We start from the raw sequence: 25,317 nt of genomic DNA, 5'->3' as shown, positions 1-25,317 counted from the left end.
CGATCGAGTGAAGGCCTGGGCAGTCAGCGTCTGCCTGGCGCACGGGTGGTGGAGCTCTTCCATGGCCGCCCTTCGCCCGTTGCATTTCTCGCGCCCCGACCGGTGGGCCACGCCGGGAATACGTCGCCGGTCAGCCCGAGATGATTTCGTAATAAAGGATCTGAGCCTCGCCGAGGGATGATTGCAAGCCGGGCGATATCAAGCCGGACCCGAAGAGCAGGACGTCTTCGCGGCGCACGAAGACTTCATGGTCAGGTCGGGTCGAGACGAAGGTGCCCGACGAGCTTCGTTCGATGAGCCTGGCTCTGCCGTTCGAAATGGTGAAGGTCGCGTGATGCCTCGAGACCCAGGGCCGCGGCACGACGATATTGCATTCCGGAGACCGCCCGATGGTCACCAATTCGTTGTTGCGGCAGGATCGCAGCTGATCGCCATATCTGATCACGAGATTGACGTGCCGTGTCGAGCCGGCAACCCTATCGAAGACGGTGCTCTGGCGGCCAAGCTGCGTATTGGGAACACCGTCGTCGTCCTGCAGGGTATAGACGTCAAACGGCTCCTGCTTGCCCTTGAAAGCCATTCTGTCGAGAAGCCGCAAGGCACTGCGGCTGTCCGAGGAAAGGGCTTCGAAGAAGCTCTGGCTGACCAGCACCTCCCCGGGATTTGCCGTGGTCGACAATCTCGCGGTGACGTTGACGACATCGCCGAAAATGTCGCCGCGCATTCGAATGACCGTTCCGAAATGCAATCCGATCCTGGCCTTCAACAAGCCGCCCCTCAGTTGGCTGCTGATCTGGCGGACAGCCTTCAACGCCGCCTCCGGCCTTGTGAACAGGCTGAGCACGTCGTCGCCTTTGGAGTGAATGAAATCACCGCCGTATCGGCCGGTGATCCCGCGCACCTCATCCAGGCATTCCGAGATTTGCTGCAGAGCACCAACATCGCCGATGCTCTCGTAGAGCGGCGTGCTCCCCACGACATCGACCAAGAGGACTGCGGCTAGGACTCTCTCCTGATCCATCGACGTGCACCGCCCCAGAGCGCAATATTTCTATAATATACCAAAATTGCCGCAGGCTTCATTACCGGAAATTACTCCGGCTGAATTTCGCCCGGCAGTTCAAGCGAGCCAAAATGCTGCATGGCGTGATCGTAGAAGACCGCTGCCGCAAACTGCTGGGTCGATCGTGCCCGCACCATCAAACCGAAGCGATTGGTTGGTAGATCCGGATCCTCCAGCGCCCGGAACCGCAGGGCGCCGCTTCTGAGCTCATTCTGTGCGCCAATCGGCGTCATAACCGAGGCATAGCCTCCGATCAGCGCGAGCTCGACCAGCATGCGAATGGAATCGACCTCGACCAGAGAGGGCAGATTGAGCGCCGACCTCTGCAGGAAAGGTTCGATGACATCTCTGATGGAGATCTCCGGCTTGGCAACCGCCATCGGAAAGGCGATGCAATCGGCCAAGGTGAGCGTTGGGACCTTCATAAGAGGGTGATCGGGGCTCATGACCACGCCGATCCTGACATCGCGGCGAGCGGCAATCTCGACATGTTCGGAGGGACGGGCAACGAAGCCGAAACCCACATCGGCCCGCTCGTCGGCAAGCCGCGCGATCACTTCGGCCGAACTGACCACGGACACGTCGACCTGCAGGCGCGGATAAAGCTGCCTGAAATCCGTGATGAGTTGCGGCAGGAAGGATATGCCGACGCTTTCAACGGTCACCACATGCACCGTGCCCGTCTTCAGTCCCCGCAGCATGTCGAGCTCGGATACGGCGGTCTCCAGCGGTATGCTCAATCGGCGTATATGGCGATGGAGCACCTGGCCCGCCGGCGTGAGCTTGAGTTCGCGCCTGTCGCGCTCGAACAACTCCAGGCCCAGGGCATCCTCGAGCTGGGCGATCTGCCGTGTTACCGCGGACGAGGCAATGTTGAGCCGACGTCCAGCGCCGCGGATGGACAGGCATTCAGCCGCTGCATTGAAGTAGATGACCGATGGCTGATAGAAAATTCGCGCAAGATTTGCGGGCGACATCGCGTGATTGCGCGGCCGGGTTCCTGAGGCGCCGGCAGCGGTGCGGGAGCGCGGCTCGCTCTTGGACATTTAGCACCCACCCCGTTCCACTGGTGCCGATTTGGCAGCGACATGCTCGACAATCGGAAATTGCAAGAACGTATCGAATTCATAGAATTCTATCAAGAGTCGCAAGCCGGCCGTGAACCGCTGAAGGGAACCTTGCCGGTGACGCCACCAGGCTGCAGTCGGCCTCTTCACACTCGGGCCACAGACCTCGTTTCTCGATACTTTCGTATATCGAGCGATGAGCCGCTGACTGCGAGCATTCGAATGACGGGGGACTATGATGCTGTGCGGAAGATCTGAAAGCTGGGGTCCACAGATCTTTATGAAGGACGCAGCCGTTGCTTATACGCAAACCGCGTCAAACTCGATCTACTATGTTCAGCAAGCGCATACGATACACGTCCATCTGGCCGCAGAGCCTCATTGGGAGGTTGCGCTGAATTCGGATCGCAGGACCATAGGCATGGCACCGCTCGGTGCAATTGACATCGCTCCGGCGGCCAGCGAGGTCTTTGCCCGCTGGACCCGACAAAAGCGCAGCATGCGACTGGATATAGATCCCGCCCGCCTCAAACGGCTGGCATCCATGGAGTTTGACGGCGACACATTTGAATTGCAGCCCCCGAAGTTCGGCTTCATCGATAAGAAAGCCCATACGCTGTCGCTATGGATGCAGCGCGAATTCGAAACCGAAGGCGGCTGCAATCTGGAAACCCTTGATGCCTTTGTCACGATCTATGCCATTCACGTGCTTAGGACGTATTCATCTCTTCAAAAATACCCATCTCCATCGATAACAGGCGGCTTGCCTCCAACGATATGGAACCGGGTGAAGGACTTCATCTACGGCAATATCGCGACGACGTTGACCATCGAGCAGTTGGCGGCGGTCGCGCAGCTCTCTCCGAGTCACTTCAACCGGGCCTTCAGGCAGACCACCGGACAATCGCCGCATCAGTTCGTGATCGCGGCTCGGCTCGAACATGCTCGAAATCTCGTTGTCACGACCAGGGCCCCACTCAGCCAGATCGCCGAAGTCACTGGTTTTTCGAACAACAGCCACATGACCGCGCTGATGAAGCGCACCTGGGGTATGACTCCCTCGCAAATCCGCGTCGAGCACCAGCCGGGACTCAGTTGACGTTTGGAACCGGAGCAAAACCGCGCACCGGCGTAAACGGCTATTTCCGCATGGCTCTTCGTTTTGACAGATCTTTGCGATTCTTGGCGCTTCCCCTGATTGCGAAACGTCTCAGGGCGGGAAGCGGGATACCAATCCTTCAAGCACTAAAACAAGGTAATATGATAGCTTAACTTAAAACATTCGGAAGCCCGCATTACGCCGCGCCGGCCTCTCCCGTATTGATTATTCAAGACAATTAATGACTGATAACTTTATAAATTTAACAAATCATGCCGCATATTTGGGCTGGGAGCTTATCGTCCTCTTCAATATAATACCGCAGCCCAGGTGATCGATCGTGTCCGGCAGGCTCTTGCCGTCGGATCCGAAATCCTGGGAGGGGAGCTTTTTTGGCGGCGCGACCACGCTGCAGCATTCGTTTTCCGAAGATGCGTGACCTATGCCGCATGCCTCCAGCGCCGCAATAGCCTGTCGAGAAAAACATCCTCGAATGAGAGATTGCGATAGCGCCATTCGATCCATCGTCGAGGAAGCGATAATCCGGTCGGGGCATGCCAGATGGTGATCAAGCGCGGGCAAGATAACAAGTGGTTTATCGAGCACGAGGGTGCACAAGCGCCTTATGAGGTCATCTATGCAGGCGATGGGATTTTCTCGATTTTCTACATCGTCGACGAGGCCACAAAATATCCCGTGGCGGTTTTACAAGACGCAAAGTCGTGTGAACGCATGGCACTCATGCATCACTATAGCCGCCAGCGAACCTGATCCGGCCACAGCGGTTGGTATCCACGCCAGCTTGGTTGAATGCAGCAGACATGGCGCGATAGGTCAAAAGGCTGAAAGTCCTGCATTCGGACCTCCCCATGATTCAGCCGGCGCGACACCGGTTCCTCTTCTGCGGGGGCATTCCACGACATGTTGCAGGCTTCCACACCGGTGACGGGCTCAACCAACGATTCCGCCTATCCCGTTGGGATTATAATACGCTTTGGCTGATACAGTTTCCAAGCCGTTGGAGTAACGGTCCCGCGCCGCGATTGTCCGCGGAGTGCCCCACTATCGGCTACACAATGGGTATATCGATGTACAGGATTGAGACTTGTCTCCCCGATAGGGGAAGTGGATATTTAGTATATTGGGTGCTAATGTAAGTAAAAAATCGTTACAACCCGCGGAAAATGCAATGACTAAAGACTCAAATGATTGCGTACTCGAAATAGTACTTTCAAAGGATTCTGTGTTTGTATTGGATTCATATCTTTCCGCGCAGAGAGACTGCTCGCTCACGAGAGAAGACCTGATCCGGGAAGCTATCGAGGTTTATTTGGCTTATTTGGTAGAAAAGCGGCTCAATTAGCTCTTTGACCCTCAGATCCAAAAGAAACGGGCCGAGGAACAGGTAACCCAGGCCTGCGCGCGAAGTTCATAGGCGCTCAACACTGCAGACTATTTATAAAATTTATGTAAATTTACATGGAATAAATAACTCAACGTGTATTTAATAAATTCTGTAGCCAGAAAAGGCTATCTTTATATTGGATAGATATTGTTGACTGAATCGAGCTACCGTCACTATTGTTGTCTTCATAGCTGTCATGGCTCGGGGCAGTCATATCGTGTCGTCGTAACTCTCAGGTGCCGATTTGGCGAATGCCCCTCCCAAGATCCACTTGTGTGTCATGCCCAACTTTGCCGCTCGTTGGTGGTGTTGGAGATGTGAGCGGGATTTGGCGAACGGGTCGCGTTCGGCCTCCAAGCCACGGCTGCCTGCGTGACCGGCAATAGCCAAACATAGATCTCGTATCGGGAAGTATTTAAGTATGCGCGGTATCATTCTTGCCGGCGGGAGCGGCACGCGGCTCTATCCGATGACGAGCATCGTGTCGAAGCAATTGCTGCCGATCTACGACAAGCCGATGATCTATTACCCGCTGAGCACGTTCATGCAGGCGGGCATTCGCGAAATCCTGCTGATCTCGACGCCGCACGACCTGCCGCTGTTCCGCAAGATGCTGGGTGACGGTTCGCAATGGGGCCTGAAGCTGAGCTATGCCGAGCAGCCGCGCCCGGACGGCCTGGCCCAGGCCTTCGTGATCGGGGCTGACTTCGTGGGCGGCGAGCCCTCGGCGCTGATCCTGGGCGACAATCTGTTCTACGGGGCGGGCCTGCCCGGGCTGATGCGCTCGGCCGTCTCCCGCCGGGAGGGGGCGACGGTGTTCGCCTATCACGTCACCGATCCGGAGCGCTACGGCGTGGTCGGCTTCGACGAGAATGCGGTGGCGACCTCGATCGAGGAAAAGCCCAGGCAGCCCAAATCCAACTGGGCGGTGACGGGGCTGTATTTCTACGATGCCGAGGTGGTCGACATCGCCAGGGCCATCAAGCCCTCGGCGCGCGGCGAATATGAGATCACCGACGTCAACCGCATCTATATGGAGCGGGGCAGCCTGCATGTGGAACGCATGCGGCGCGGCTATGCCTGGCTCGACACCGGCACGCCCGACAGCCTGCTGCAGGCCGCCGAGTTCGTGCGCGTGCTCGAGCACCGCCAGGGCGTGCGGCTGGCCTGCCCGGAGGAGATCGCCTTTTCCAGCGGCTGGATCGACGCCGATCAACTGCGCCATCTCGCCAGAAAGGTCGAAAACAGCGCTTACGGCAAATATCTCCTGCGCGTGCTGGAAGAAGCATCGCTCCTGTGGTGAGGCCACTCCTGTTCTTCAGCCCGGCCGGGCTCACCAGGCGGTGAAGCCGCCGTCGACCACGACGTTGGACCCTGTCATGTAGGACGAGGCGTCCGAGGCGAGGAAGCGGATGACGCCATTATATTCGTCGATCTCGGCCTGGCGTCCCATCGGTACACGTTCGAGGAAGGCATCGATGAATTCCTTGTCGAAGCTCGCGGTCTTGACGCCGCCGAAGGAGATCAGGTTGACGCGCACCTTTTTGGGCGCCCAGTAGGTGGCGAGGTAGCGTGTGAGATTGACCAGGCCCGATTTCGAGGCAGCATAGGACACCGCCTTGACGAAGGGCACGCCGTCCCGCTTCTCCCGATAGGCGTAGAGAGCCTGGTTGGGCGAGACGATACCGTAGATCGAGCCCACATTGATGATCGAGCCGCGTCGTTCGCCTGCCATGCGGCTGCCGACGACCTGGCTCGTCAGCATCACGCCGGTGAGATTGGTATCGATGATCTCGTCCCAGTATTTCTGCGGATAGTCCTCGAAAGGCGCGTTCTGCTCGGCGGAGCCATCCGGCTTAGAGTCGATGCCGGCATTGTTGACGAGGACATGCGGCACTCCCCAATCGGCAATCAGCCTGTCTGTTGCTTCCTGAAGGGCCGCCTTGTCGCGGACACTCGCCTCGTAGACGCGGATACGGTCGGTCAGACCGGGAAACTTTTCCGCCAGCTTGTCACTCGCGAAGGGGCGGCGGCTGAAAATCGCCACCCTGGCGCCGGCTTGCGCCAGGGATCTGCTGAATTGGGTGCCGAGCTGACCAAGGCCGCCGGTGACGACAACGACACGGCCGTCCACGCTGAAAGGATCGCTCATGATCTCATACTCCGGATGTCTGTGGCTTCAGGCCGTCTTGGCGGCAGTGTCGATCGCCTCGCGGGCGCCGCGGCAGCCTGCATTGAGGAACATCACGTCGTTGCCCATGATGATCATATCGACGCCCTTCTTCCGCAGGGCGATCACATTCTCGGCGACGGGCGGAATGCAGGGTGCCATCACCTTGATGCCGCGGGCATGGCATCTCTCGACCAGTTCCGCGAGCTTTTCCTCCACCTCCGGATGCGACATGGAATAATCGATCGAGATCTGGCGGGAGATGGAGTAGTCGGCCGGCCCGAAATTGATGACGTCGATGCCCTCGACCTCGAGGATCTCATCCATGTTGTCGAAGAACTCGTAGCTCTCGGCCATCGGTATCACGAGGCGCGTCGCGTTCTCGTGCTCCATATATTTCGACCATTGGAAGCCCGGCCCGGCGAAGCCGGCGGCGCGGCATGACGCATCGCCTCCGCGCCGCCCGATCGGCGGGAACTTGGCCGCCTTCACGATGGCGCGTGCCTGGTCGGCGTTGTTCACCTGCGGCACGATCACGCCGGTGGCGCCGAACTCCAGCGACTTGCGGATGTCCCATTCATTGGTGCCACGCACGCGCACCAGCGGCGCGATGCCGGAAAGCAGGGCGGCGAGCACGAGCTTTTCCATCTGACCGTCCACATTGACCGGCGTGTGCTCGGCATCGATGAAGGCGAAATCGAGCCCCCAATTGGCGGCGACTTCGACGGCCGTGGTCGAACCGGTATACATGGTGGCGCCGAACACGGGCTCCCCGCGCTTCATCTTGGCGGCTAGATCGGTATTTTCGGGCGGTGCCAAAGGTCTTCTCCTGATTTGCAAAGGCTGGAAATCACTTGAGGTCCGGAGCGATGAAGCAGCGGAGCTCGGGTGTGCGTGGATTGGCGAAGATGTCTTCCGACCGTCCCTCTTCCCAGACGGTGCCCTGATGCATGAAGACGGTGCGGTTCGCGACGCGGCGGGCAAAGCCCATCTCATGGGTCACCAGCAGCATGGTCATGCCGGCCCTGGCGAGTTCGGAGATGGTCTTGAGCACTTCGCCGGTGAGTTCGGGGTCGAGTGCCGAAGTCACCTCGTCGAACAGCATCACCTTGGGTTTCATCGCGAGCGAGCGGGCGATGGCGACACGCTGCTGCTGGCCGCCGGACAGCTGGTCCGGATAGGCGCCGGCCTTGTCGGCGAGGCCGACGCGGGCGAGGACCTCGTGCACCAGCGCGGCACACTGTTCGCGCGGAAGGCCTTTCACCACCCGGGGGGCCAGTGTGATGTTCTCGGCGACATTGAGATGCGGAAAGAGGTTGTAGCTCTGGAAGACCATGCCGACCTCCCGCCGCAGCGCGCGCAGATTGGCGCCGGAGCGATCGACCTTGTGGCCGGCGACCTCGATGGCGCCCTCCTGGAACTGTTCGAGCCCGTTGATGCACCGCAGCATCGTGCTCTTGCCGGAGCCGGAGCGGCCAATGACGGCGACCACGTCGCCATTGGCCACGGTAAGGTCGATGCCTTTCAGGACGGTCAGGGCGCCATAGGACTTGCGAAGATTCTCAATGCGTAGCGCCAGCATGCTTCCTCTCCTTCAAGGCTTCGCTCCACCAGGACAGCGGGTAGCAGACGGCGAAATACATGACCGCCACGGTCAGGAAGACGTGGAAGGGCTGGAAGGTCATGTTGTTGAGGAGCTGGCCTGCCCGGGTCAGTTCCACGAAGCCGATCAGGGCCGTCACCGAGGTGTTCTTGACGATCTGCACCATGAAGCCGGCCGTCGGCCCGAGCGCGATGCGCATCGCCTGGGGCAGGATGACGTAGCGAAGCTTCTGCACCGGCGTCAGCGCCAGCGAGTCGGCTGCCTCCCACTGGGTGCGTGGAATGGCCTCGATGCAGCCGCGCCAGATATCTGCCAGATAGGCCGTGGCATACATGGTAAGCGAGATGGCCGCCGCCGCGAAGGGCGGAAAATAGAGACCGAGGAAGCTCAGCCCGTAAAAGACGAGGAATACCACGATCAGGAGCGGGGTTGCCTGTACGAGCTGGATATAGGCGGCGACGATCGCCTTGAGCCACCGCGGCCCGAGTGCGCGGCCGAGAGCAAAGACGAGGCCGAAGACGCCGCCACATACAAAGGTCAGGACCGACAGGCCGGCCGTCCATGTCAGGCCATGGAGGAGGAAGACGACGCTGGGCCATCCGAAGGTCTGGATCATGCGCCGCCCTCCCTCGTCTCGAGCTTGAGCACCGCGCCGGCGAGGCCCGTCTGCGGATCGCGACGCCGGAAGAGCCACAAGCCGATCAGCCAGTAGACCAGGCGAAAGCAGAAGGTGATGCAGATGTAGATCGCCGCGACCACCAGGAAGGTCTCGAGGCTGCGGAAGGATTGGGATTCGATCTTCGAGCCGGCGAGCGTGAGTTCTGTCGCGGATATCGAGGAGGCGATCGACGTGCCAAGCAGCGTGAGAGTGAGCTGGCCGGTGAGAGCCGGGTAGATCACTCGAAGGGCCGGTATGATGATGATGTAGCGCATCACCTGCAGGCGCGAGAGGCCAAGGGCGAAGCCGGCCTCGATCTGCGTGCGGGGGATTGCGAGAAGGCCGGCGCGGAAGATTTCCGCCGAATAGGCGCCGAGATTGAGCGAGATCGCCACGATGGCGGCATGATCGGCACTGAGGCGAAAGCCGACATAGGGCATGCCGAAGAACAGCAGGAAGAGCTGGACCAGCAACGGCGTGTTGCGGAAGGCTTCGACATAGGTGGCTGCGGCGGCAGCGCCCCACCGCGGCCCATTCACCCGCGTCAGCGCAACGCCAAGTCCAATGGCAAGCCCGATGGCGATCGATTCCGCCGACAGGACGATCGTGTTGATCGTTCCGTGCACGAGATCGGGCGCCCGGGTGAACACCGGCGCGAAATTCATCTCATAGGCCATTGCAGGCTCTCCCTGGCGGTGCCGGGTCAATCCCCCGGCACGCCTGGATGCATCCCGGAGAAGGTCAGAAGGTCGGCAACTTGCCGCCGGGGATGGGGACGCCGACCCATTTCTTGTGCAGCCCGTTGAGACGGCCGGTGATCTCTTCGTAGTAGATGAAGTTGTTCAGCCACTGATGCAGTTCGCCGGCATCCTTGCGCACGGCCATGGACCAGTAGAGCGTGAAGATCGGCACCTCCGCCTTGACCTCGAGATTGGTGAGGTTTCGCTTGGCGATCACGTCGTTGGCGACGGTCGCCACCGCAGCGGTCGCGTCGACCTGGCCGGAGATCAGGGCCTGCATGGCGAGCGCGTCGTCGTCGAAGCGCACCACCTCCGCGCCCTCGATGTTGTAACCGCTGACGGCGGCATCCTGCGTACTGCCCTTGGGCACGGAGATACGTTTGCCCTTGAGATCGTCGAGTGACTTGAGGGGCATGTCCTTGGCCGCCACGAAACGCATTTCGTAGGCACCATAGGGATTGGTCATCAGGAATGTCTTGGCCCGTTCGGGGGTGGCCGTCATATGGGCGATCAGCAGGTCGACCCGCCCCGATTCCAGTGCGGCAGCGCGGGAAGCGTTGTTGACGGGAACGATTTCGAGCGTGGTCCCGAGATTCTTGGCGACCTCGCGGGCAAGGTCCACCAGGAACCCGTCGGTATTTCCCGAGGAATCGACGGTGTCGTAGGGCGGGATGCCCGTCAGCACACCGATGGTGACCTTGCCTTTCTTCACGAGATCGGCCGTGGTCTGTGCGTGGGAAAATGCAGCCGGAGCCGTGAGCAGGCACGCCAATCCAAGCGTGGCCACGGCGCGGCGCAAGAGCCGTCCAATCATCGATCCTTCCTCCCTCTCTTCGCGGCGCGCTTTCCGGACTGTTTGGTCCAAATGCTGGCTGCTCGCTCTCCGGCGTCCGGGATCGCAGACCCGGCGCGGTTGTTTTCGGGGCGGCTGCTTGGGCCGCCCACTCTTGACATATGACTTATGTCATGAGTTATTGTCAATCAACTTAAGCGCGCGGCTTCCAGAAAGCCGCCCGCGGCAAGGCGGCGCACCGGCATGTAGCGCAGCCGGACAGGGAGGCAGGTTTGCAGGACGCAGAATCAATTTCGACCAGGCGACGAAGCCTGCGCTTCTCGATCGCCGCAGCCGCTGTTGCCTGAGGCCGCAGACGGATGAGCGCCGGATCGCTCCCCGCTTGACGTGCGAGCGATATCTCGCCCAATGAAGAAGGCCTGGATGTCCACGAACAACAATAAAAGTCGCGACAAGCTGCACTCTTCGGTCGCCGCTGCCTTCGAGGCGCAGATCCTCTCCGGCGAACTGCCGATCGGCGAACATCTTCCCTCGGAAGGCGACATCGCCCGCGAATTCGGCGTATCGACGCGTTCGGTGCGCGAAGCGATGCAGATCCTCGAGACCAAGGGCCTGGTGCGGCGCCGGCATGGCGGACGCACCAGCGTGGTGCGGGCCGACGTCGGCGAATTCATGGGAACGCTGGCCGTCACCGTCCGCCAGCTCCTGTCCAGCGATCCCGACTATCTCCTGCAGTTGATGGTCGCGCGCCGCATGATCGAGACGGAGGTGCTGGGCATCCTGACGGCCCGGGAAACTCCCGTGAACGAGGAAGTGACGGCGGCACTCGACGGCATGCGCCGCGCCCGTGATGCAGGCGATTTCACCGGCTTCACGGTGCAGGACGCGGCCTTTCACCTCGCTCTCGTCCATTCGGCCGGAAACAAGATCCTGTCGCTGTTCTACGATAATCTCTACGGCCTCATCACGGATGCCATCGCGGTTTCCAGCCGTGTGCCGACCAAGTCGCTGGAGGCGGCCTATGCGGAACACGAAGACATCTACACCATGATCTGCAACCGCGACGAAGCCGGCGCCACGGCGCTGCTGCGCGCCCAGATCGACAACAGCGCCGCTTATCTCCGCGTCGCCATAGAAAACGCCAACCGCAAAGAAGAAAACGATGCCTGACTTCGACTATTCTGACACCGACTGGGATTCGATCGCCCGCCTGCGCAAGTGGTACTCCGGCGACGTGCACGATTCGATGGAACATCTAGGCCTGTGGGGCCACCTCGAAGGCATTTCCCTGCTTGGCAGTCTGCAGGCGGGCGAAGTGGTGTGCGGTCCCGCGGTGACGGTGCAGTTCGAGCCCTCCGACCGCAAGGGCGAGCCGCAGGACGTTTATCACAAGGCCATCGACAATGTTCCGGAAGGGGGCATCCTGGTCTGCGAGGCGTCCTGCGCCGGGGGCTCCTGCTCAGGGGAACTGATGAGTTCGGGAGCCAAGGCTCACGGCGCCGCCGCCACGATCGTCAACGGCACGGTCCGCGATCTCGCCCAGGTGAGAGCACTCGGCTACCCCCTGTTCGGCACGGCGGCCAGCCCCGTCGGTGTCACCGGAAAGAAGGAGCCGAAACAGTCCCAGGTCCCCGTGAGGATCGGACGCGTCACCGTCAGGCCCGGCGACGTGATCTTCGGCGACATCGACGGGGTCGTGGCCATCCCCAGGGAACGTCTACGCGAGGTGGCCGACGCTGCCGACGCACTGGGGCGAAACGAGGCCGAGGCTCGTCGGCGAATTCTGGCTGGCGAAAAGCTCCAGGAGATCTGGCCCGTCGCGTGACGAGGCCAGATTTCGCATTCGGGATCCGATACCGGCGCGTCATAGAGCTTGCAGGGCAGACACGGACTATGTGGCGGCTTTCCACCGCTCGGGTTCAAACCGCAGGTAAGGGACCATCCTCCCCTGAACGCGACGCGATTTTCCGGAAAATAGAAGGAAGCTTCTCCCAGACGCTCTCTACCGAAGGGTTTGCGACCCAACCGCTTCGCTCCCCCGCCCACCGGTGTGACGAAAGGGCCTGCCTTCCGAGCGTTGCACCGGTACCAGCGTCACAGGTCTCTCGGCTGCACGCAGAGGCGCCAGGGCTTCGTCGGCCGCCGCGTCGTCGGTGATGATCTCGTCGATCTCCGAAACTTCGCAGAGGGTGCAGAAGCTCGGCGACCTGAATTTGGAGCTGTCCACCAGCAGGATCTTGCGTCCCGCCGATGCGATCATGGCGCGCTTCAGCGAGGCCACTTCCAGTGACGCCTCGGTCAAGAGGGTGCCGGTAACGGCCGATGCCCCCATGAGACAAAGATCGGCGTGCAGCGTGCGAATAAAGCTCTCGCCGGGTTCTCCAGCAAGATGCCTATAGCCGGCGCGAATGCTTCCACCAGGCATGATTGTCCGCCAGGACCTGATATCCGCGGCGAAATCCGCGATTTCGAGGCTATTCGTCACGATTGTAAGAGGAAGGTCCCGCTCGGCCGCAGCCCGCACAGCCTCCATCACTGTCGAGGAACTGTCCAAAATGACGCTGTGCCCAGCACTTAATCGAGACGCGGCCTCCCGCCCGATTGCCAGCTTCTCGGCGCGTTGCAGCTGGGCGTTGAGCGAATTCTCGCGCTCGAAGGTCGCCCGCGCGGGCTGAACCAGATGAGCGCCGCCATGGGTTCTCTCCAGATAACCCTTCTCCATCAGATATTCGAGGTCGCGCCGCGCAGTGGATTGAGACCCGCCTGTCGCATCCGCCAGTTCCTGGACGCTGGCTGCGCCATTCGCGCGCAGATGCTCCAGAATGATCGCCCTGCGCTTTGCAGGAACCATGTCTACCCGTTTGGTCGTTGTTTCCATGGTTCTACCTTGGTTACCGCCGCAGCTTTCCGCCAAGCGCGCGGGTCTGCGCACTGCCAGCTGCCACTACCAGATCGTCCCCCCGCAATCCATGACCGGGCAAGACAGGATGATGGCGCTTGTTCCTTCAATTTCTACCATTATCGATCAACCAATCAACCGTGGCGGCGGCAACCACGCCACCCTTCCGCCAGGAATGATGGATTCTGTATCATCAGCCGCTCACATTTTCTTCTCTTTTGCTCAAAATTTTGCAGAAACGGTCAGAAACAAGGATTGGACACCGGAGACGGCATCCAAGCCGAGCCGGCCCTGAAGGGACAAGATCGCCTTTCAACTTATTCAATTTCGGCATCAATGCCCAAAAAAAGAAGATGCGGCGGCGCGTCGAAAGCTTGGGCGTGGCAACTCCCTCAATTTAGCTGCGCTAATTAGATAGAGATTGACAGAATTTGGAATTTTGCTTTTATGACGAGGGAGCCAAAGCAGCGGCCTTAACGAGGACCACCCGGTGTCAGCCAGACGCGATCAGAAACCGGCAAACACCGCCCCCGGCTGCTACGGGCGCTCAGAAATCGTTCTTCCCTGCGACGAAGCCCGCGAACTCAGTGCGAGCGCAGGCGACGTCGGCTTCGACGGGCTCCATGGGCCGCCGTCTTGGCGAAACATCGTCGGCAGTATGCCGGTCTCTCGACCACGACGTCGTCGCGGCCTTGTTTCAACACGCATATAGCGAGGGAGATCTACGCGCAGTTTCGGCAACGTGCGCACGTCCAAACATAAAAAAATCCAGGAGGAGGGAACGTTATGCGACGCAGAGCATTTCTTGGTACAAGCATGCTTGTGTTTGCCTTGTCGACCATGTCGGCATTTGCGCAGCAAAAGGAAGTCACGGTGTGGTCCTGGTTCATCCAGAGCACCATGCAAAAGTCCATCGATGCCTTCGAGAAGGCGCATCCGGGCGTCAAGGTAACCTACACCTACTATAATTATTCGCCAGAATACATAACGGCACTGAAGGCAGCAGCGGCCTCGAACAGCCTGCCTGACGTCATCGGCCTGCAGCCGGGTTCGCTGACGCAACAATACCGAGACAGCCTGGTCCCGATCGACGAGCTCGCCGCGAAGACATGGGGCAAGGACTGGAAGGACAAGGTGTTTGTCGTCAATCGCAAGCAAATGCAGATGGGCAACCCGGCCGGAGACAACAACAACTATATCGTTCCGCAGGAATCTCAGGTTCTTTGCATTTGGTACAACAGAAAAATCTTCGAAAAACTCCAGATCTCCGTTCCCAAGACATATGCCGACCTGAAGGCAGCTTCCAAGGCCCTCACCGATGGCGGCTACATCCCGATGTTCCAGGGCGCCGCCGACGGCTGGCAAAACGAGAACGTGTTCCTGATGCTCGCCAATCAATTTTCACCGGGCATCGTCGACAAGGCTCAGGCCGGCCAGGTCCCCTGGGCGGCCCCTGAACTGGTCTCGGCGATGAAGGCCTGGAAAGGCCTGTTCGACGATGGGATCTTCCAGCAGGGCGCCCTTGGCGCGCATGCCTATCCCACGGGTGCCCAGCTGTTCGCACAGGGCCGCGTCGGGATGATGGCGCTGGGCTCGTGGTGGATGCAGGAAAGCAAATTTCCACCGCCGCTTTCCGAATATGTCCAGAACATGGATGGCTTCGACTTTTTCTATCTTCCCCCTGTCAAGGACGGCGGAGCCGCGAGCCCGCCGATCGGCGGCATCGACATCGGCTATGGCCTGACGAAGAACGGCGCGAAGAACCCGGAGGCCTGGACCTTCCTCTCCGAGCTGACCAATGGGGTCGGCCTGCAGGAGGCGTTGAACGACCTCAACGATCTTCCGGCCTTCGAGGGGCATGAACCCAAGGGCGACATCACCGATCACGTCAAGCAAATGTCGGCCCGGTTCATGGCCGATCTACCGAAGGCCGAGAACCAGCGTTTTGCCTCGCCTGCCGTTGCCGAGGCGTTGGATAACGCCCTTGCGGGCGTCGCGGATGGCAGCGTCCAGCCAGAGGCGGCATTGGCCTCCGTGCAGGCTGCGACCGACAAGGCTCTCGGCAAGTAACCCTGCAAACGAAAAGCCTGGGGCTGGGTGCGGCGCTCCCGGTCCTCCCCGGAGAGGAAGACATGGCAGTGAGAACCGGGATGGCGGGATATATGATCGCGACGACAAAGCCTTCGGCTTCGGCGCGACTATTGCGCCTCTACAGTTTCGTGATCCCGGCGGTGGCGTTGTTCGTGGTCTTCATCGCCTATCCGATCCTCTGGGTTCTGGGCCAAAGCATTTATGTCAAGGACGCAACCGGCGTAGCTTCGCTGAGCCTGTCGGCAAACTACATCGCCGTATTCCGCGACCCGACATTTTGGGTCGTGGTCCGCAACATGGCGCTTTGGGCCTTGATCACCATCCCGGTACAGATGCTGATCGGCGGCTTGCTCGCCTATTTCATCGAACGGCATACACATCGTTTGCGCGGCTTTTTCCGCACGATGTTCTTCCTGCCCGTGGTGACCTCGGTTTCCGTCGTCAGCCTGGTCTGGGTCCAGATCTACGCGCCCTATTACGGCATTGCCCAGGAATATCTGAAGCATGTCGGCATCGTGATGTCGACTTCGCCCATTGGTGACGCCAAGACGGCGATATACGCCCTCATCATCGTGAATATCTGGCAGTGGACCGGCTTTTCGATGCTGATGTACATCGCGGGCATCGCGAACATGCCGAGCGAAGTCCTCGATGCGGCCCGTATCGACGGCGCCACCGGCTGGCGCCTTGCCGTGAATGTCGTGATACCGATGCTGGCTCCGGCGACCAAGTCGCTGTTGTTGCTCGGCATCATCGGCACGCTGCAAACCTTCCCGATCGTCCATCTGATGACAGGCGGCGGCCCCAACCATGCCAGCGAAGTATTCGGTACCTACATTTTCAAGCAGAGCTTCGTCCTCAACGACAGCGGAGGCGGGGCGGCTCTCTCGGTTATCGTCCTGCTCCTCGCCTTGGCGCTTTCGCTGGTCCAGATCGTCCTCCTCGGCACCCGCCTCACGCCTGCATCGAAGGATCGACCGTGACCAGCCTCACGCGAAGCCAGATCCGCTCCCTCACCATCCACCTCGTGCTGTTCATCGTGCTTGCGCTCTGGATGGTTCCGCAGATCTACATGCTCTCGATCGGTTTGCGGACCCCGGCCCAGGCCTTCGACGCATCTCTCGTCACCTGGCCCGTCACCTTCGACAATTTCGTGACCGTGATCCGGGACAATCCTCTCAGCAGGATCTTCCTGAACAGCCTTATCGTCACAGTCGCGACCGTGGCGATCGTCGTGGCGGTTTCCTCGCTCTTTGCCTTCGCCTGTGCCGTGCTGCGCCTGAGGGGGACTCTTTTCATCTATACGGCCCTTTTGACCACGCTGATGGTGCCGCTCGCCTCGCTGGTGCTGCCGCTTGCAATCCTTCTGAAGAATTTCGGCTGGATCAACACCTATATCGGCTTGATCATGCCCTATGCCGCGCTTGGCGTGCCCTTTGCCATGGTGATCCTCAAGGCCTTCATGGAGGACTCGCCGCAGGAGCTCTTCGAATCAGCACGCGTCGATGGGTGCACCCCCTGGCAGACCTATTGGCACGTCGCATTGCCATTGGTGCGCCCCGCCCTGGTCTTCGTGACGATCTGGCAGTTCATCGTGACCTGGAACGAGTTCTTCCTGGCGCTGATCGTCTTGACCAAGGCCGAGATGAAAACGCTCACCATTGTTCCGATGCAGTATTCAGGACTCTACATGGCCAATCCGGGCGCCTTGTTCGCGATCCTCACCTTGATCGCGCTCCCCCTGATCTTCCTCTACGTGCTGGTGCAGAGAGCCTTCGTTCGGGGCCTGCTGGCTGGTGCGGTGAAAGGCTGAGACATGGCCACGCTATCGATCGACAACATTACAAAGCGGTTCGGAAGTTATTCGGTCATACCGGAGCTCTCGCTGACCATCCCCGACGGGGAATTTTGCGTGCTCGTCGGTCCTTCGGGTTGCGGGAAGTCCACGCTGCTGCGGATCATCGCCGGCCTCGAGCCGATTTCATCGGGCCGGATCCTCATCGATGGCGCCGATATGAGTACGGCCGAGCCGACGGAGCGCGGCGTGGCGATGGTCTTCCAATCCTATGCGCTCTACCCGCACATGGATGTCAGGCGCAACATCGGCTTCGGGCTGGAAATTGCCCGCACACCGCGTAGCGAGATCGCGGAGCGGGTCGGGAAGGTAGCGGACAAACTGCGCCTGTCCGCCTATCTTCGCCGCAGGCCGCGCGAACTGTCCGGCGGCCAGCGCCAGCGCGTGGCAATAGGGCGCGCTATTACCCGCAAGCCCAAGCTCTTCCTTCTGGATGAACCCCTGTCCAACCTCGATGCGGCTTTGCGTGTCGGCATGCGGCTCGAAATCGCCCGCCTCAAGGCCGAACTCGCATCGACCATGATCTACGTCACCCATGACCAGGTCGAAGCCATGACGCTGGCCGACCGCATCGTGGTGATGAATGCCGGCCGCGTCGAACAGGTCGGCCCGCCGCTGGAACTCTATGAGCGGCCGGCCAATCTCTTCGTTGCCGGTTTCATCGGCTCGCCCGCCATGAACCTGCTGAAAGGCAGAGTCGAAGCCCTTGCCGACGGACAGACATCGATTGCGCTGGAGATCGGGGCCCATGTGGTCGCCCCCTCGACCGCAGGCTTGAAGCCCGGCGACCGGGTAACCTTGGGAATCAGGCCGGAGCATGTGTCCTACTCCCTCGAGGGAGGCCCCACCGACTATGTCGGCCAAGCCCATATGGTCGAAATGCTGGGCAGCGACACGTTCATTCACCTGCGTTGCAATGACGAAGCCTTGGTCATCCGCGACAATGCGGGCCGTCGCGCCCATGCGGGCGACAGGATCGCCGTGTCCTTCCCCATAGCGTCCTGCCACGTGTTCAACGCAGCCGGCCTGCGCGTTTCGCACGCGCACTGACCAAGCTGTTTCGCGCCGCCATCGACGCAGCGCGAAGGCACTCGACACGAGAAAGATCTGCAGAAGGAGACATGTGAATGACGGACTTTAACGGGCGCACCATTCTGGTCACGGGCGGTAGCGGCGGGATCGGAGGGGCCACCGTGCGCCATCTCGTCAAGGCCAATGCCAAGGTCATCGCGAGCGGCCGTTCGCAAACTGCGCTGGATGCGATCGCCAAGGAAACAGGCTGCCGCACCCTGGCGTTCGATCTTGCATCGGAAGAGGAGATCCGCGGCGCGCTGGAAGGGCTCGATCTATGGGGGGTCGTCAATTGCGGTGGCTTTGGCGGGGAGATCGCCACCCCGATGGACACCGACATCGCCATTTTCGACAAGGTGATCAGCATCAACGCCCGCGGGGCTCTGATCGTCACCAAATATGCCACCCAGTCGATGGTCCGGCTTGGCAAAGGCGGCGCGATCGTCAATGTCTCCAGCCAAGCGGCCCTGGTGGCTCTCGACGGTCACATCTCCTATGGGTCGTCCAAGGCCGCGCTCGACAATATCACGCGGGTCTCGGCCCTCGAGCTCGGCAAATACAATATTCGCGTCAACAGTGTGAACCCAACCGTGGTCATGACGCCGATATCATCCGGACATTGGAGCCAGCCCCACGTCGCCGAGCCTTTTCTGAAGAACATGCCGCTGGGCCGCTGGGCAACGGAGGACGAGATTGCCGCTCCCATCGTGTTCCTGCTGAGCGATGCGGCATCGATGATCACCGGCGTCTCGCTTCCAATCGATGGCGGCTACACCTGCAGATAAGGCGATCCTGGGGCAAGCTCCCCTTGTAAAGCCCCCAAACCACTGGTTAGGCGGTCGCGACCCAGCGCTGCCGCCTCGCCGAGGCCTGCGCTGCAACGATGTCTGGATGAAGCGGGCAGGCCCGGCGTCGTGAACAAGGCGAACGAGCCGCCCGCGACCGTCGCGGTGCTGCCCGTGAGCGCGCCCTTGGTGATTTCGCCGGTCAGTGAGCGCCCGTCCAGTGTGTAGGCATTGGTCGCAACGAGGTCGCCGTCGTCGACCTCGACGCATTGTCCGCCCATACGGAATGATCTGGTGCTCATATGTGTTTTCCCTGGGATGTCAGGCTTCACACGACTGCAGCGAGGCGCGTGTCCGGCCGAGCATGACGAGCAGCAGGCCCGCGGCAGCCAGCACACCGCCCGCCACCGGAACAGCGGCGTAGCCGAGGCCGAGGCTGATGACGCCGCCGCCGACGGCGGCGCCCAGCGCGTTGCCGAGATTGAAGGCGCCCACATTGATCGACGATGCGAGGCCGGGCGCCTGCGCTGCCGCCTGCATCACGCGCATCTGGACGGGCGGCACGATGGCGAAGGTCGCAGCGCCCCACAGGAGCAGGCCGATCGCCGCACCGACATGACTGGCGAGGACCAGGGGCAGCGCCATCATGATCACGGCCAATGCTGCCAGAAAGATCTTCGTCGCGCCGTCGAGCGACCAGTCGGCAAGCCGGCCGCCAAGACCGTTGCCGATGGTGAAGCCGACACCGATCAGCACCAGGCCTATCGTCACGAAGGTGTCGGAGGCCCCCGTCAGGTCCGCGAGAACCGGGGCAACATAGGTGTAGAGCGTAAACATCGCGCCGGCGCCCATTACCGTCGTCGCCATGGCGAGCAGCACTGTCGGGTGCGTCAGCACGCCGAGTTCGCGCCGCAGATCAGGGACCTTGCCCGTTTCTCCTCTCGGCAACGCCAGCCAGAGCGAGGCGATCGCGATGACGCCGAGAACGGCCGTGCCTGCGAAGGCCATCCGCCAGCCGATCTGCTGACCGATCCAGGTGGCCGCGGGAACGCCGCCGATATTCGCGATGGTGAGCCCCATGAACATGGTGGCGACCGCACTCGCCTGCTTCTCCCTCGGCACCACGCTTGCCGCCACGATGGAGCCGAGGCCGAAGAAGGCGCCATGGCTGAGGCTGGTGACGAGGCGGGCCAGCAGCAGCGTCGTGTAGCCTGGCGCCAGAGCCGAGAGCAGATTGCCGACCGTGAAGATCGCCATCAGCAGCATCAGCGCCGTGCGCTTGCCGAAGCGGCTGAACAGAAGCGTCATCACGGGTGCGCCGACCATGACACCGATGGCGTAGGCGCTGATCAGGAGGCCGGCTGAGGGGATGGACACGTCCACTCCCTGCGCGATGACGGGAAGCAGCCCCATCGGGGTGAACTCTGTGGTGCCGATACCGAAGGCGCCGACGGCCAGCGCCAGCAGCGGCCAGTTGAACCGCCCGGCATCGTCACCGGGCCGAGCATGGGAGACAGATCCGTTCATCGCACAGTCCTCCTCAGTCCCAGGCCGGAGCCAGGCCGGGCGGGCTTACCAGCCGGCCATCTGGCCGCGCGAGTTTGGCAATCGCCGCCATGTCCGCGTCGCTCAGCGCAAAATCGAAGACCGCAAAATTCTCGGCGACTCGCTCCGGCCTGGCGGTCTTGGACAGCGCGATGTGGCCTTGCTGGATCAGCCAGCGCAGCCCGACCTGCGCGGCACTCTTGCCGTAGCGGGAACCGATCGTCTGCAGCACTGGATCTCGCGGCACCGCACCGTCGGCCATGCCGAAATAGGCGGTGATGGCGACGCCAGCCGCCTTGGCCGCAACCGCAACGGCCGTCTGGTCGAGATAGGGATGGGCTTCGACCTGATTGGTAACGATCGGCGCCTTGCTCAGCGCGATCGATTCCTTCATCTGAGCGACGTTCTGGTTGCTGACGCCAATGAAGCGCGTCTTGCCGGCGGCCTGGACCGCGTTCAGCATCGCCACCTGGTCTGCGATCGCCACCTTGTCGCCCGGCCAGTGCAGCAAAAGCAGATCGACCTGATCGACCTTCAGCTTGTCGAGGCTCTCGTCCACCGAAGCGGCGAACTTGTCCTGGCTGTAATTGTCGACCCATACCTTGGTGGTGAGGAACAGATCTTCCCGGCGCGCGCCCGCGGCAGCGAGCGCATGACCCAAAGCCGCCTCATTGCCGTAGATTTGCGCGGTGTCGAAATGACGGAAGCCCGCCTCGAGCGCAGCGGGCACGACCGCCTCGACCTCGGCGTCCGACATGCGGAACACGCCGAAGCCGAGCGCCGGGATCTGCGCTCCATGCGCCTTCACGATATCCATGATGTCAATCCTTGTTGTTCAGGCGGCTTGCGCCTCGGATTTGCTGACGAGCGCCGGCATGACATCCGACGCCAGTTCTTCGATGATCTCGGCCGGCGAACGCGCCGACTGCCGCAGATTGATGGCGAGGTGATCGACGCCGGCGGTGGCCAGCGCATCGAGATGCGCGATGAAGCCCTTCCGGCCCACGCGCGCACCGAAACGGATCGGCTCCGCCGGGGCATCGGCATCCTCCAGAAGGTCGAGATGGAAGGCGCTGATGAAGGCGCCATGACCGGACGTGGCCTGGCGCCAGCGTGCAGCCTGCGCCGCCATCTTCTCGATGCTGCCGGGATAGACGAAGCGCCCGTCCATAGTGGCGGCGAGCCACTCATCGTCCTGGCGCGCCTGCCCGGCCACCACCAGGGGAATGGTCTGCTGGGCTGGACGCGGCAGGAGGTCGAGGTTGGATATGCGCTCACCGTTCACCGGCAGCCCGCCGGGCTGCCAGGCCGCCCTGAGATAGCTGACCGCTTCTCGGAAAAGTTCGCCGCGCGCCTCGAAATCGAGGCCGAGCAACGGATATTCCACCGGCCGGTCGCCGGAGGCGACACCCAGGATCAGCCGTCCTCCCGAAAGCGCATCCACCGACGCCGCTGCTTTCGCCGTCATGAGCGGGTGGCGAATCGGCAGCACCACGGCTGCCGTGCCGAGCGCCACGTTGCGCGTCACGCCGGCGAAATAACCAAGCAGCGTGAAGACATCGTAGACCGAACCCGCATCGCCCATGTTGACGGCATCGAACACCGGCACATCGCGCATCCATACAGCCGCGAAGCCGAGCGCATCGGCCCGGCGGACGAGATGCGTCTGGGCGGAAAGATCGGGAACGCCGCGCGGACGTCCCGCCGCCACTCGCCGAGCTTCGCCGGCTGATGACCAGTCGTTATCGAGCGGCAACTCAATGCCGAGCGTGAGGCAACCTGGCTTGCGCACCAGATCGAGAGCTGAATTCTTTGACATGGCAATGAGATAGGCACAGCAGACGGCTTGATAATCCGTCGACGTGCCACATTATCTGTGAAACGAAATCATAGACGGGGTCGCCGCATGGATAATCGCGCCGGTGAGATGCAGGTGTTCCTGCGCGTCGTCGAGGCAGGCAATTTCTCGGAAGCGGCGCGGCTCCTGCGCATGACGCCCTCAACCGTCAGCAAGCTCGTGGCACGGATCGAGGCCCGGCTCGGCGTGCGGCTGCTCGAGCGCTCGACCCGGCGGCTCTCGCTTACCGCGGAAGGGCAGATATACTATGAACGCAGCCTGGCGCTGCTCGGCGAACTCGACGAGGTCGAGCGCGAGCTGTCTCAAGGGGCGTCGAGCACGGGCGGCACCGTGCGCGTGAATACCTCGGTCGCCTTCGGCGTGCTTGCCGTCGAACCGCAACTGCCCGCCTTCTGGCAGGCCTATCCGAATATCGTGGTCGACCTCTCCCTCTCCGACGAGATCGTCGATCTCTATCTCGACCGCACCGATGTCGCGTTTCGTGTCGGGCGGCTTCCTGACTCTGGCATGATGGCCCGCCGCATCGGTGTCGCCCGCCGCAAGATCGTCGCCTCCCCGGCCTATCTCGAGCGGAATGGAACGCCGAGAACCGCCGAGGATCTGGCGCGGCACAATTGCCTCGGCTTCAATTTCCGCCGGGCCGCGCCGGTTTGGCCGCTCAAGGAGAGCGGACGCATCGTCGATCGTGCCGTCAACGGCTCCTTGCTCGCCAATAATGGCGAAACCGTTCGGCGCATGGCACTTGCCGGCGTCGGACTTGCGCGGCTGGGCAATTACCACGCACGAGCCGATCTCGCTTCGGGCAACCTCGTCGAGGTGCTTGCCGACACGGTTGCGGGCGATGAGGAAGAGATTCACGCTGTCTTTCTCGGTGGCGCCCGCCTTCCTCAGCGTGTGCGCGTCTTCCTTGATTTCATTGTGCCCCGCCTCCAGTCCTTCCTGAACGAAGACATTTGAGTTCGACACGCTCGCGAGCGAACCGCAGGCGACCTCCCTCCCCGGCCGTTTTTCGGTCCTTCTTCCCGGCCGCCGGCATTTCGCTTCCGGCTCATGCGGAAAGGGGTCTGCCCAGGGCCGAGAGCCTGGCGAAGAAACCTGCCGACTCCTCCAGCATGTCCGCGTAATAGGCGGCATAATCGCGATAGAAGGCCGTGTTCGCGCCGTCGGCCTCCACAGGCTCGCCCACCGTCTTCACGAAGCTGCGCGCCGTTGCCGCGATGTCCTCGAACAGGCCCACCGCTTTTCCGGCAACGATGGCACTGCCGAGCGTGCCGAACTCGTCGCGGTCGAGCTGGCCATAGTCGAGTCCCAATATGTCCGCCTTGATTTGGCGGAAAGTCTGGCTGCGGGCTCCGCCGCCGATGCCCGTAATACGGGTTGGGACGAGATCGGGAGCGAGTGTCTTCACCGAGCGCAGATAGAGGAGATATTCATACCCGATGCTCTCCATGATCGCCCGAACCATGTGGGATTTCTCGTGGCGCCAGGTCAGGCCGATGAAGGCTCCCCGCATGTCGGTGTTGTTGGGTGTGTTGCGCCCGCCGAGATGCGGCAGGAAAATCAGCTTGTCCGCGCCGGGCGGCGCGGCCTCGGCAAGGCGCCCAAGCTCGTCATAGGGATTGCGCCCCTCCCTTTCCCAACCGGCCTTCTCGGCATGACAGACCGCATCGCGGAACCAGCGCAGGTTGAGACCGCCGCCGGCGACGTAAGCCATGGCATAGTAGAGGCCTGGCACCACATGCGGACAGGTCATCAGCGCCTGATAGGCGGTATCGGTCGCGAAGGTGTCGAGCACGATCGAGAAGACCGAAGCCGTGCCGGCGGCGTCGTAGATCATGCCGGGGTCGACGATGCCGCCGCCCAGGACATTGGCCGCCTGGTCGCCGCATCCGGCGGCAATCGGCGTTCCCTGCCGGAGACCGGTGGCCTCGGCGGCTGCATGCGTCAGCCTGCCGACGATCTCCCAGGGTTCGACGATGCGTGGAAGCTTGCCGGTATCCAGGCCGAAGTCAGCGAGCAGGTCCTCGTTCCAGCGGCAACGGGCCGTGTCTGCAAAGGTGGAGAAGTTGAGATAGGTACGATCGATGAAGGCATCTTCCCCCTTGAGCCCCGCAAGGCGGCCGGCAACATAGGCGGCCGGCTGGACGAAGGCGCGCACGCGCGACCAGATCTCGGGAAATTCGTGCTTCCAGTAGAGGATCTTGGGCCCGTGATTGTAGGAGGGCGTGCAGCCGGAAGCCTTCAGGATCTCCATGCCGCGTTCCTTGAGCCGGGGCAGATAGGCGGCGCAGCGATTGTCGAGCCAGGAATCGTAGTGCGTGGGGGCGTTCCAGTCGGCATCGATCGTGCACACGCCGCCCATCTGGCCGTCGAGGGCGATCGCCGCGACATCGGAAGGGTTCACGCCGCCCGTTTCCATCGCCGCGCGGATGGTTCGATGGACCGACCCTTCGATATCGTCGGGCCGCTGTTCGACCCAGCCGGCCTTGGGATAGATCAGCACCGACTCCTCGAAAGCCGAGCCGAGCAGCCTGCCGGTCTCGTCATAGATGCCGGTCTTGGTGCCGGTCGTACCGATATCGATACCGATCACGGCCTTTGCCATGGCGTTCCTC

At 61.6% G+C, this 25,317-nt stretch carries 26 protein-coding genes; 12 read left to right on the top strand and 14 right to left on the bottom strand.

From position 1 onward, the window contains the following. Nucleotides 1-130: 130 nt before the first annotated feature. Both C5L14_RS00630 and C5L14_RS00625 read right to left on the bottom strand, forming a co-directional pair. On the bottom strand, nt 131-1,021 hold the full coding sequence (locus C5L14_RS00630) for an adenylate/guanylate cyclase domain-containing protein (RefSeq protein WP_105860101.1): 891 nt from the start codon (nt 1,019-1,021) through the stop codon (nt 131-133). Between the two features lie 71 nt (nt 1,022-1,092). Then, on the bottom strand, nt 1,093-2,109 hold the full coding sequence (locus C5L14_RS00625) for a LysR family transcriptional regulator (protein ID WP_105860100.1): 1,017 nt from the start codon (nt 2,107-2,109) through the stop codon (nt 1,093-1,095). A 301-nt stretch (nt 2,110-2,410) separates the two neighbouring features. Here C5L14_RS00625 and C5L14_RS00620 point away from each other — a divergent pair, with 301 nt between their 5' ends. The 3 genes from C5L14_RS00620 (at nt 2,411) to rfbA (ending at nt 5,937) form a co-directional block, all read left to right on the top strand. Next, nucleotides 2,411-3,229 (top strand): helix-turn-helix domain-containing protein, encoded by an 819-nt coding sequence (locus C5L14_RS00620; RefSeq protein ID WP_181160946.1) that lies wholly within the window; start codon nt 2,411-2,413, stop codon nt 3,227-3,229. 561 nt (nt 3,230-3,790) lie between these two features. Next, nucleotides 3,791-4,000, top strand: coding sequence for a hypothetical protein (locus C5L14_RS00615; RefSeq protein WP_105860098.1), 210 nt, complete (start codon nt 3,791-3,793; stop codon nt 3,998-4,000). A gap of 1,055 nt (nt 4,001-5,055) precedes the next feature. Then, nucleotides 5,056-5,937, top strand: coding sequence for a glucose-1-phosphate thymidylyltransferase RfbA (gene rfbA, locus C5L14_RS00610; RefSeq protein ID WP_105860097.1), 882 nt, complete (start codon nt 5,056-5,058; stop codon nt 5,935-5,937). Nucleotides 5,938-5,967: 30 nt separating this feature from the next. Here the strand turns inward: rfbA and C5L14_RS00605 are convergent, their stop codons facing one another. From C5L14_RS00605 to C5L14_RS00580, 6 genes are all read right to left on the bottom strand, one after another. Then, the gene (locus tag C5L14_RS00605) at nt 5,968-6,786 is read right to left on the bottom strand and encodes an SDR family oxidoreductase (protein ID WP_105860096.1); all 819 of its coding nucleotides are present in this window, start codon (nt 6,784-6,786) and stop codon (nt 5,968-5,970) included. Nucleotides 6,787-6,813: 27 nt separating this feature from the next. Continuing rightward, the gene (locus C5L14_RS00600; protein ID WP_105860095.1) at nt 6,814-7,623 is read right to left on the bottom strand and encodes an HpcH/HpaI aldolase family protein; all 810 of its coding nucleotides are present in this window, start codon (nt 7,621-7,623) and stop codon (nt 6,814-6,816) included. Nucleotides 7,624-7,654: 31 nt separating this feature from the next. Next, nucleotides 7,655-8,386, bottom strand: coding sequence for an amino acid ABC transporter ATP-binding protein (locus C5L14_RS00595; protein WP_105860094.1), 732 nt, complete (start codon nt 8,384-8,386; stop codon nt 7,655-7,657). Next, nucleotides 8,367-9,023, bottom strand: coding sequence for an amino acid ABC transporter permease (locus C5L14_RS00590; protein WP_105860093.1), 657 nt, complete (start codon nt 9,021-9,023; stop codon nt 8,367-8,369). Before C5L14_RS00590 ends, C5L14_RS00595 begins: the two co-directional genes overlap by 20 nt. Next, a complete protein-coding gene (locus C5L14_RS00585) occupies nt 9,020-9,742 on the bottom strand; it encodes an amino acid ABC transporter permease (RefSeq protein ID WP_105860092.1) in 723 nt (240 codons plus the stop codon). The genes C5L14_RS00590 and C5L14_RS00585 overlap by 4 nt, the downstream gene beginning before the upstream one ends. Before the next feature lie 64 nt (nt 9,743-9,806). Beyond that, on the bottom strand, nt 9,807-10,619 hold the full coding sequence (locus C5L14_RS00580; protein ID WP_105860091.1) for a transporter substrate-binding domain-containing protein: 813 nt from the start codon (nt 10,617-10,619) through the stop codon (nt 9,807-9,809). Between the two features lie 402 nt (nt 10,620-11,021). Here C5L14_RS00580 and C5L14_RS00575 point away from each other — a divergent pair, with 402 nt between their 5' ends. Together C5L14_RS00575 and C5L14_RS00570 are read left to right on the top strand one after the other, a co-directional pair. Continuing rightward, nucleotides 11,022-11,768: a FadR/GntR family transcriptional regulator gene (locus C5L14_RS00575; protein WP_181160945.1), complete on the top strand. Its 747-nt coding sequence runs from the start codon at nt 11,022-11,024 to the stop codon at nt 11,766-11,768. Further along, the gene (locus tag C5L14_RS00570; RefSeq protein ID WP_105860089.1) at nt 11,761-12,423 is read left to right on the top strand and encodes an RraA family protein; all 663 of its coding nucleotides are present in this window, start codon (nt 11,761-11,763) and stop codon (nt 12,421-12,423) included. Before C5L14_RS00575 ends, C5L14_RS00570 begins: the two co-directional genes overlap by 8 nt. A 177-nt stretch (nt 12,424-12,600) precedes the next feature. Here C5L14_RS00570 and C5L14_RS00565 read toward each other — a convergent pair whose 3' ends face one another. Continuing rightward, nucleotides 12,601-13,476 (bottom strand): DeoR/GlpR family DNA-binding transcription regulator, encoded by an 876-nt coding sequence (locus tag C5L14_RS00565; protein WP_105860088.1) that lies wholly within the window; start codon nt 13,474-13,476, stop codon nt 12,601-12,603. On the opposite strand from C5L14_RS00565, the gene C5L14_RS29865 reads away from it, so the two are divergent. The 6 genes from C5L14_RS29865 (at nt 13,421) to C5L14_RS00540 (ending at nt 19,299) form a co-directional block, all read left to right on the top strand. Next, on the top strand, nt 13,421-13,792 hold the full coding sequence (locus C5L14_RS29865) for a hypothetical protein (protein ID WP_181161010.1): 372 nt from the start codon (nt 13,421-13,423) through the stop codon (nt 13,790-13,792). The two genes, C5L14_RS00565 and C5L14_RS29865, sit on opposite strands and share 56 nt — an antisense overlap. Before the next feature lie 491 nt (nt 13,793-14,283). Next, nucleotides 14,284-15,567: an ABC transporter substrate-binding protein gene (locus C5L14_RS00560; protein WP_105860087.1), complete on the top strand. Its 1,284-nt coding sequence runs from the start codon at nt 14,284-14,286 to the stop codon at nt 15,565-15,567. 92 nt (nt 15,568-15,659) lie between these two features. Further along, nucleotides 15,660-16,571 (top strand): carbohydrate ABC transporter permease, encoded by a 912-nt coding sequence (locus C5L14_RS00555; protein WP_105860626.1) that lies wholly within the window; start codon nt 15,660-15,662, stop codon nt 16,569-16,571. Further along, nucleotides 16,568-17,401, top strand: coding sequence for a carbohydrate ABC transporter permease (locus C5L14_RS00550; RefSeq protein ID WP_105860086.1), 834 nt, complete (start codon nt 16,568-16,570; stop codon nt 17,399-17,401). The genes C5L14_RS00555 and C5L14_RS00550 overlap by 4 nt, the downstream gene beginning before the upstream one ends. 3 nt (nt 17,402-17,404) lie before the next feature. Then, nucleotides 17,405-18,493, top strand: coding sequence for an ABC transporter ATP-binding protein (locus C5L14_RS00545; RefSeq protein WP_105860085.1), 1,089 nt, complete (start codon nt 17,405-17,407; stop codon nt 18,491-18,493). A 77-nt stretch (nt 18,494-18,570) separates the two neighbouring features. Then, the gene (locus tag C5L14_RS00540; RefSeq protein ID WP_105860084.1) at nt 18,571-19,299 is read left to right on the top strand and encodes an SDR family oxidoreductase; all 729 of its coding nucleotides are present in this window, start codon (nt 18,571-18,573) and stop codon (nt 19,297-19,299) included. On the opposite strand, the gene C5L14_RS00535 is transcribed toward C5L14_RS00540, so the two are convergent. Genes C5L14_RS00535 through C5L14_RS00520 form a run of 4 tightly spaced genes read right to left on the bottom strand, consistent with a single transcriptional unit; the run spans nt 19,284 to nt 22,663 of the window. Beyond that, nucleotides 19,284-19,601, bottom strand: a complete 318-nt coding sequence (locus tag C5L14_RS00535) for a hypothetical protein (RefSeq protein ID WP_105860083.1) — start codon at nt 19,599-19,601, stop codon at nt 19,284-19,286. The genes C5L14_RS00540 and C5L14_RS00535 overlap by 16 nt on opposite strands. A gap of 19 nt (nt 19,602-19,620) precedes the next feature. Then, nucleotides 19,621-20,826: an MFS transporter gene (locus C5L14_RS00530; protein ID WP_105860082.1), complete on the bottom strand. Its 1,206-nt coding sequence runs from the start codon at nt 20,824-20,826 to the stop codon at nt 19,621-19,623. A gap of 13 nt (nt 20,827-20,839) precedes the next feature. Beyond that, a complete protein-coding gene (locus C5L14_RS00525; RefSeq protein ID WP_105860081.1) occupies nt 20,840-21,661 on the bottom strand; it encodes an aldo/keto reductase in 822 nt (273 codons plus the stop codon). An 18-nt stretch (nt 21,662-21,679) separates the two neighbouring features. Beyond that, nucleotides 21,680-22,663: a TIGR03571 family LLM class oxidoreductase gene (locus tag C5L14_RS00520; protein ID WP_105860080.1), complete on the bottom strand. Its 984-nt coding sequence runs from the start codon at nt 22,661-22,663 to the stop codon at nt 21,680-21,682. Between the two features lie 87 nt (nt 22,664-22,750). Here C5L14_RS00520 and C5L14_RS00515 point away from each other — a divergent pair, with 87 nt between their 5' ends. Then, the gene (locus C5L14_RS00515) at nt 22,751-23,659 is read left to right on the top strand and encodes a LysR family transcriptional regulator (protein ID WP_105860079.1); all 909 of its coding nucleotides are present in this window, start codon (nt 22,751-22,753) and stop codon (nt 23,657-23,659) included. Nucleotides 23,660-23,750: 91 nt separating this feature from the next. Here C5L14_RS00515 and C5L14_RS00510 read toward each other — a convergent pair whose 3' ends face one another. Next, the gene (locus tag C5L14_RS00510; RefSeq protein WP_105860078.1) at nt 23,751-25,307 is read right to left on the bottom strand and encodes an FGGY-family carbohydrate kinase; all 1,557 of its coding nucleotides are present in this window, start codon (nt 25,305-25,307) and stop codon (nt 23,751-23,753) included. Between the last annotated feature and the right edge of the window lie 10 nt (nt 25,308-25,317).

Source organism: Labrys okinawensis, assembly GCF_002982075.1.
Classification (GTDB): domain Bacteria; phylum Pseudomonadota; class Alphaproteobacteria; order Rhizobiales; family Labraceae; genus Labrys; species Labrys okinawensis_A.
Note: the sequence above shows the minus strand (reverse complement) of the source record. Positions and strands in the feature narration are given on the sequence as shown.

Excerpts from the sequence above, each read along its gene's own strand:
- C5L14_RS00630 (WP_105860101.1), bottom strand. The coding sequence starts at position 1,021 with ATGGATCAGGAGAGAGTCCTAGCCGCAGTCCTCTTGGTCGATGTCGTG.
- C5L14_RS00625 (WP_105860100.1), bottom strand. The coding sequence starts at position 2,109 with ATGTCCAAGAGCGAGCCGCGCTCCCGCACCGCTGCCGGCGCCTCAGGA.
- C5L14_RS00620 (WP_181160946.1), top strand. The coding sequence starts at position 2,411 with ATGAAGGACGCAGCCGTTGCTTATACGCAAACCGCGTCAAACTCGATC.
- C5L14_RS00615 (WP_105860098.1), top strand. The coding sequence starts at position 3,791 with ATGGTGATCAAGCGCGGGCAAGATAACAAGTGGTTTATCGAGCACGAG.
- rfbA (WP_105860097.1), top strand. The coding sequence starts at position 5,056 with ATGCGCGGTATCATTCTTGCCGGCGGGAGCGGCACGCGGCTCTATCCG.
- C5L14_RS00605 (WP_105860096.1), bottom strand. The coding sequence starts at position 6,786 with ATGAGCGATCCTTTCAGCGTGGACGGCCGTGTCGTTGTCGTCACCGGC.
- C5L14_RS00595 (WP_105860094.1), bottom strand. The coding sequence starts at position 8,386 with ATGCTGGCGCTACGCATTGAGAATCTTCGCAAGTCCTATGGCGCCCTG.
- C5L14_RS00590 (WP_105860093.1), bottom strand. The coding sequence starts at position 9,023 with ATGATCCAGACCTTCGGATGGCCCAGCGTCGTCTTCCTCCTCCATGGC.
- C5L14_RS00585 (WP_105860092.1), bottom strand. The coding sequence starts at position 9,742 with ATGGCCTATGAGATGAATTTCGCGCCGGTGTTCACCCGGGCGCCCGAT.
- C5L14_RS00580 (WP_105860091.1), bottom strand. The coding sequence starts at position 10,619 with ATGATTGGACGGCTCTTGCGCCGCGCCGTGGCCACGCTTGGATTGGCG.
- C5L14_RS00575 (WP_181160945.1), top strand. The coding sequence starts at position 11,022 with ATGTCCACGAACAACAATAAAAGTCGCGACAAGCTGCACTCTTCGGTC.
- C5L14_RS00570 (WP_105860089.1), top strand. The coding sequence starts at position 11,761 with ATGCCTGACTTCGACTATTCTGACACCGACTGGGATTCGATCGCCCGC.
- C5L14_RS29865 (WP_181161010.1), top strand. The coding sequence starts at position 13,421 with ATGATCGCCCTGCGCTTTGCAGGAACCATGTCTACCCGTTTGGTCGTT.
- C5L14_RS00565 (WP_105860088.1), bottom strand. The coding sequence starts at position 13,476 with ATGGAAACAACGACCAAACGGGTAGACATGGTTCCTGCAAAGCGCAGG.
- C5L14_RS00560 (WP_105860087.1), top strand. The coding sequence starts at position 14,284 with ATGCGACGCAGAGCATTTCTTGGTACAAGCATGCTTGTGTTTGCCTTG.
- C5L14_RS00555 (WP_105860626.1), top strand. The coding sequence starts at position 15,660 with ATGATCGCGACGACAAAGCCTTCGGCTTCGGCGCGACTATTGCGCCTC.
- C5L14_RS00545 (WP_105860085.1), top strand. The coding sequence starts at position 17,405 with ATGGCCACGCTATCGATCGACAACATTACAAAGCGGTTCGGAAGTTAT.
- C5L14_RS00540 (WP_105860084.1), top strand. The coding sequence starts at position 18,571 with ATGACGGACTTTAACGGGCGCACCATTCTGGTCACGGGCGGTAGCGGC.
- C5L14_RS00535 (WP_105860083.1), bottom strand. The coding sequence starts at position 19,601 with ATGAGCACCAGATCATTCCGTATGGGCGGACAATGCGTCGAGGTCGAC.
- C5L14_RS00530 (WP_105860082.1), bottom strand. The coding sequence starts at position 20,826 with ATGAACGGATCTGTCTCCCATGCTCGGCCCGGTGACGATGCCGGGCGG.
- C5L14_RS00525 (WP_105860081.1), bottom strand. The coding sequence starts at position 21,661 with ATGGATATCGTGAAGGCGCATGGAGCGCAGATCCCGGCGCTCGGCTTC.
- C5L14_RS00520 (WP_105860080.1), bottom strand. The coding sequence starts at position 22,663 with ATGTCAAAGAATTCAGCTCTCGATCTGGTGCGCAAGCCAGGTTGCCTC.
- C5L14_RS00515 (WP_105860079.1), top strand. The coding sequence starts at position 22,751 with ATGGATAATCGCGCCGGTGAGATGCAGGTGTTCCTGCGCGTCGTCGAG.
- C5L14_RS00510 (WP_105860078.1), bottom strand. The coding sequence starts at position 25,307 with ATGGCAAAGGCCGTGATCGGTATCGATATCGGTACGACCGGCACCAAG.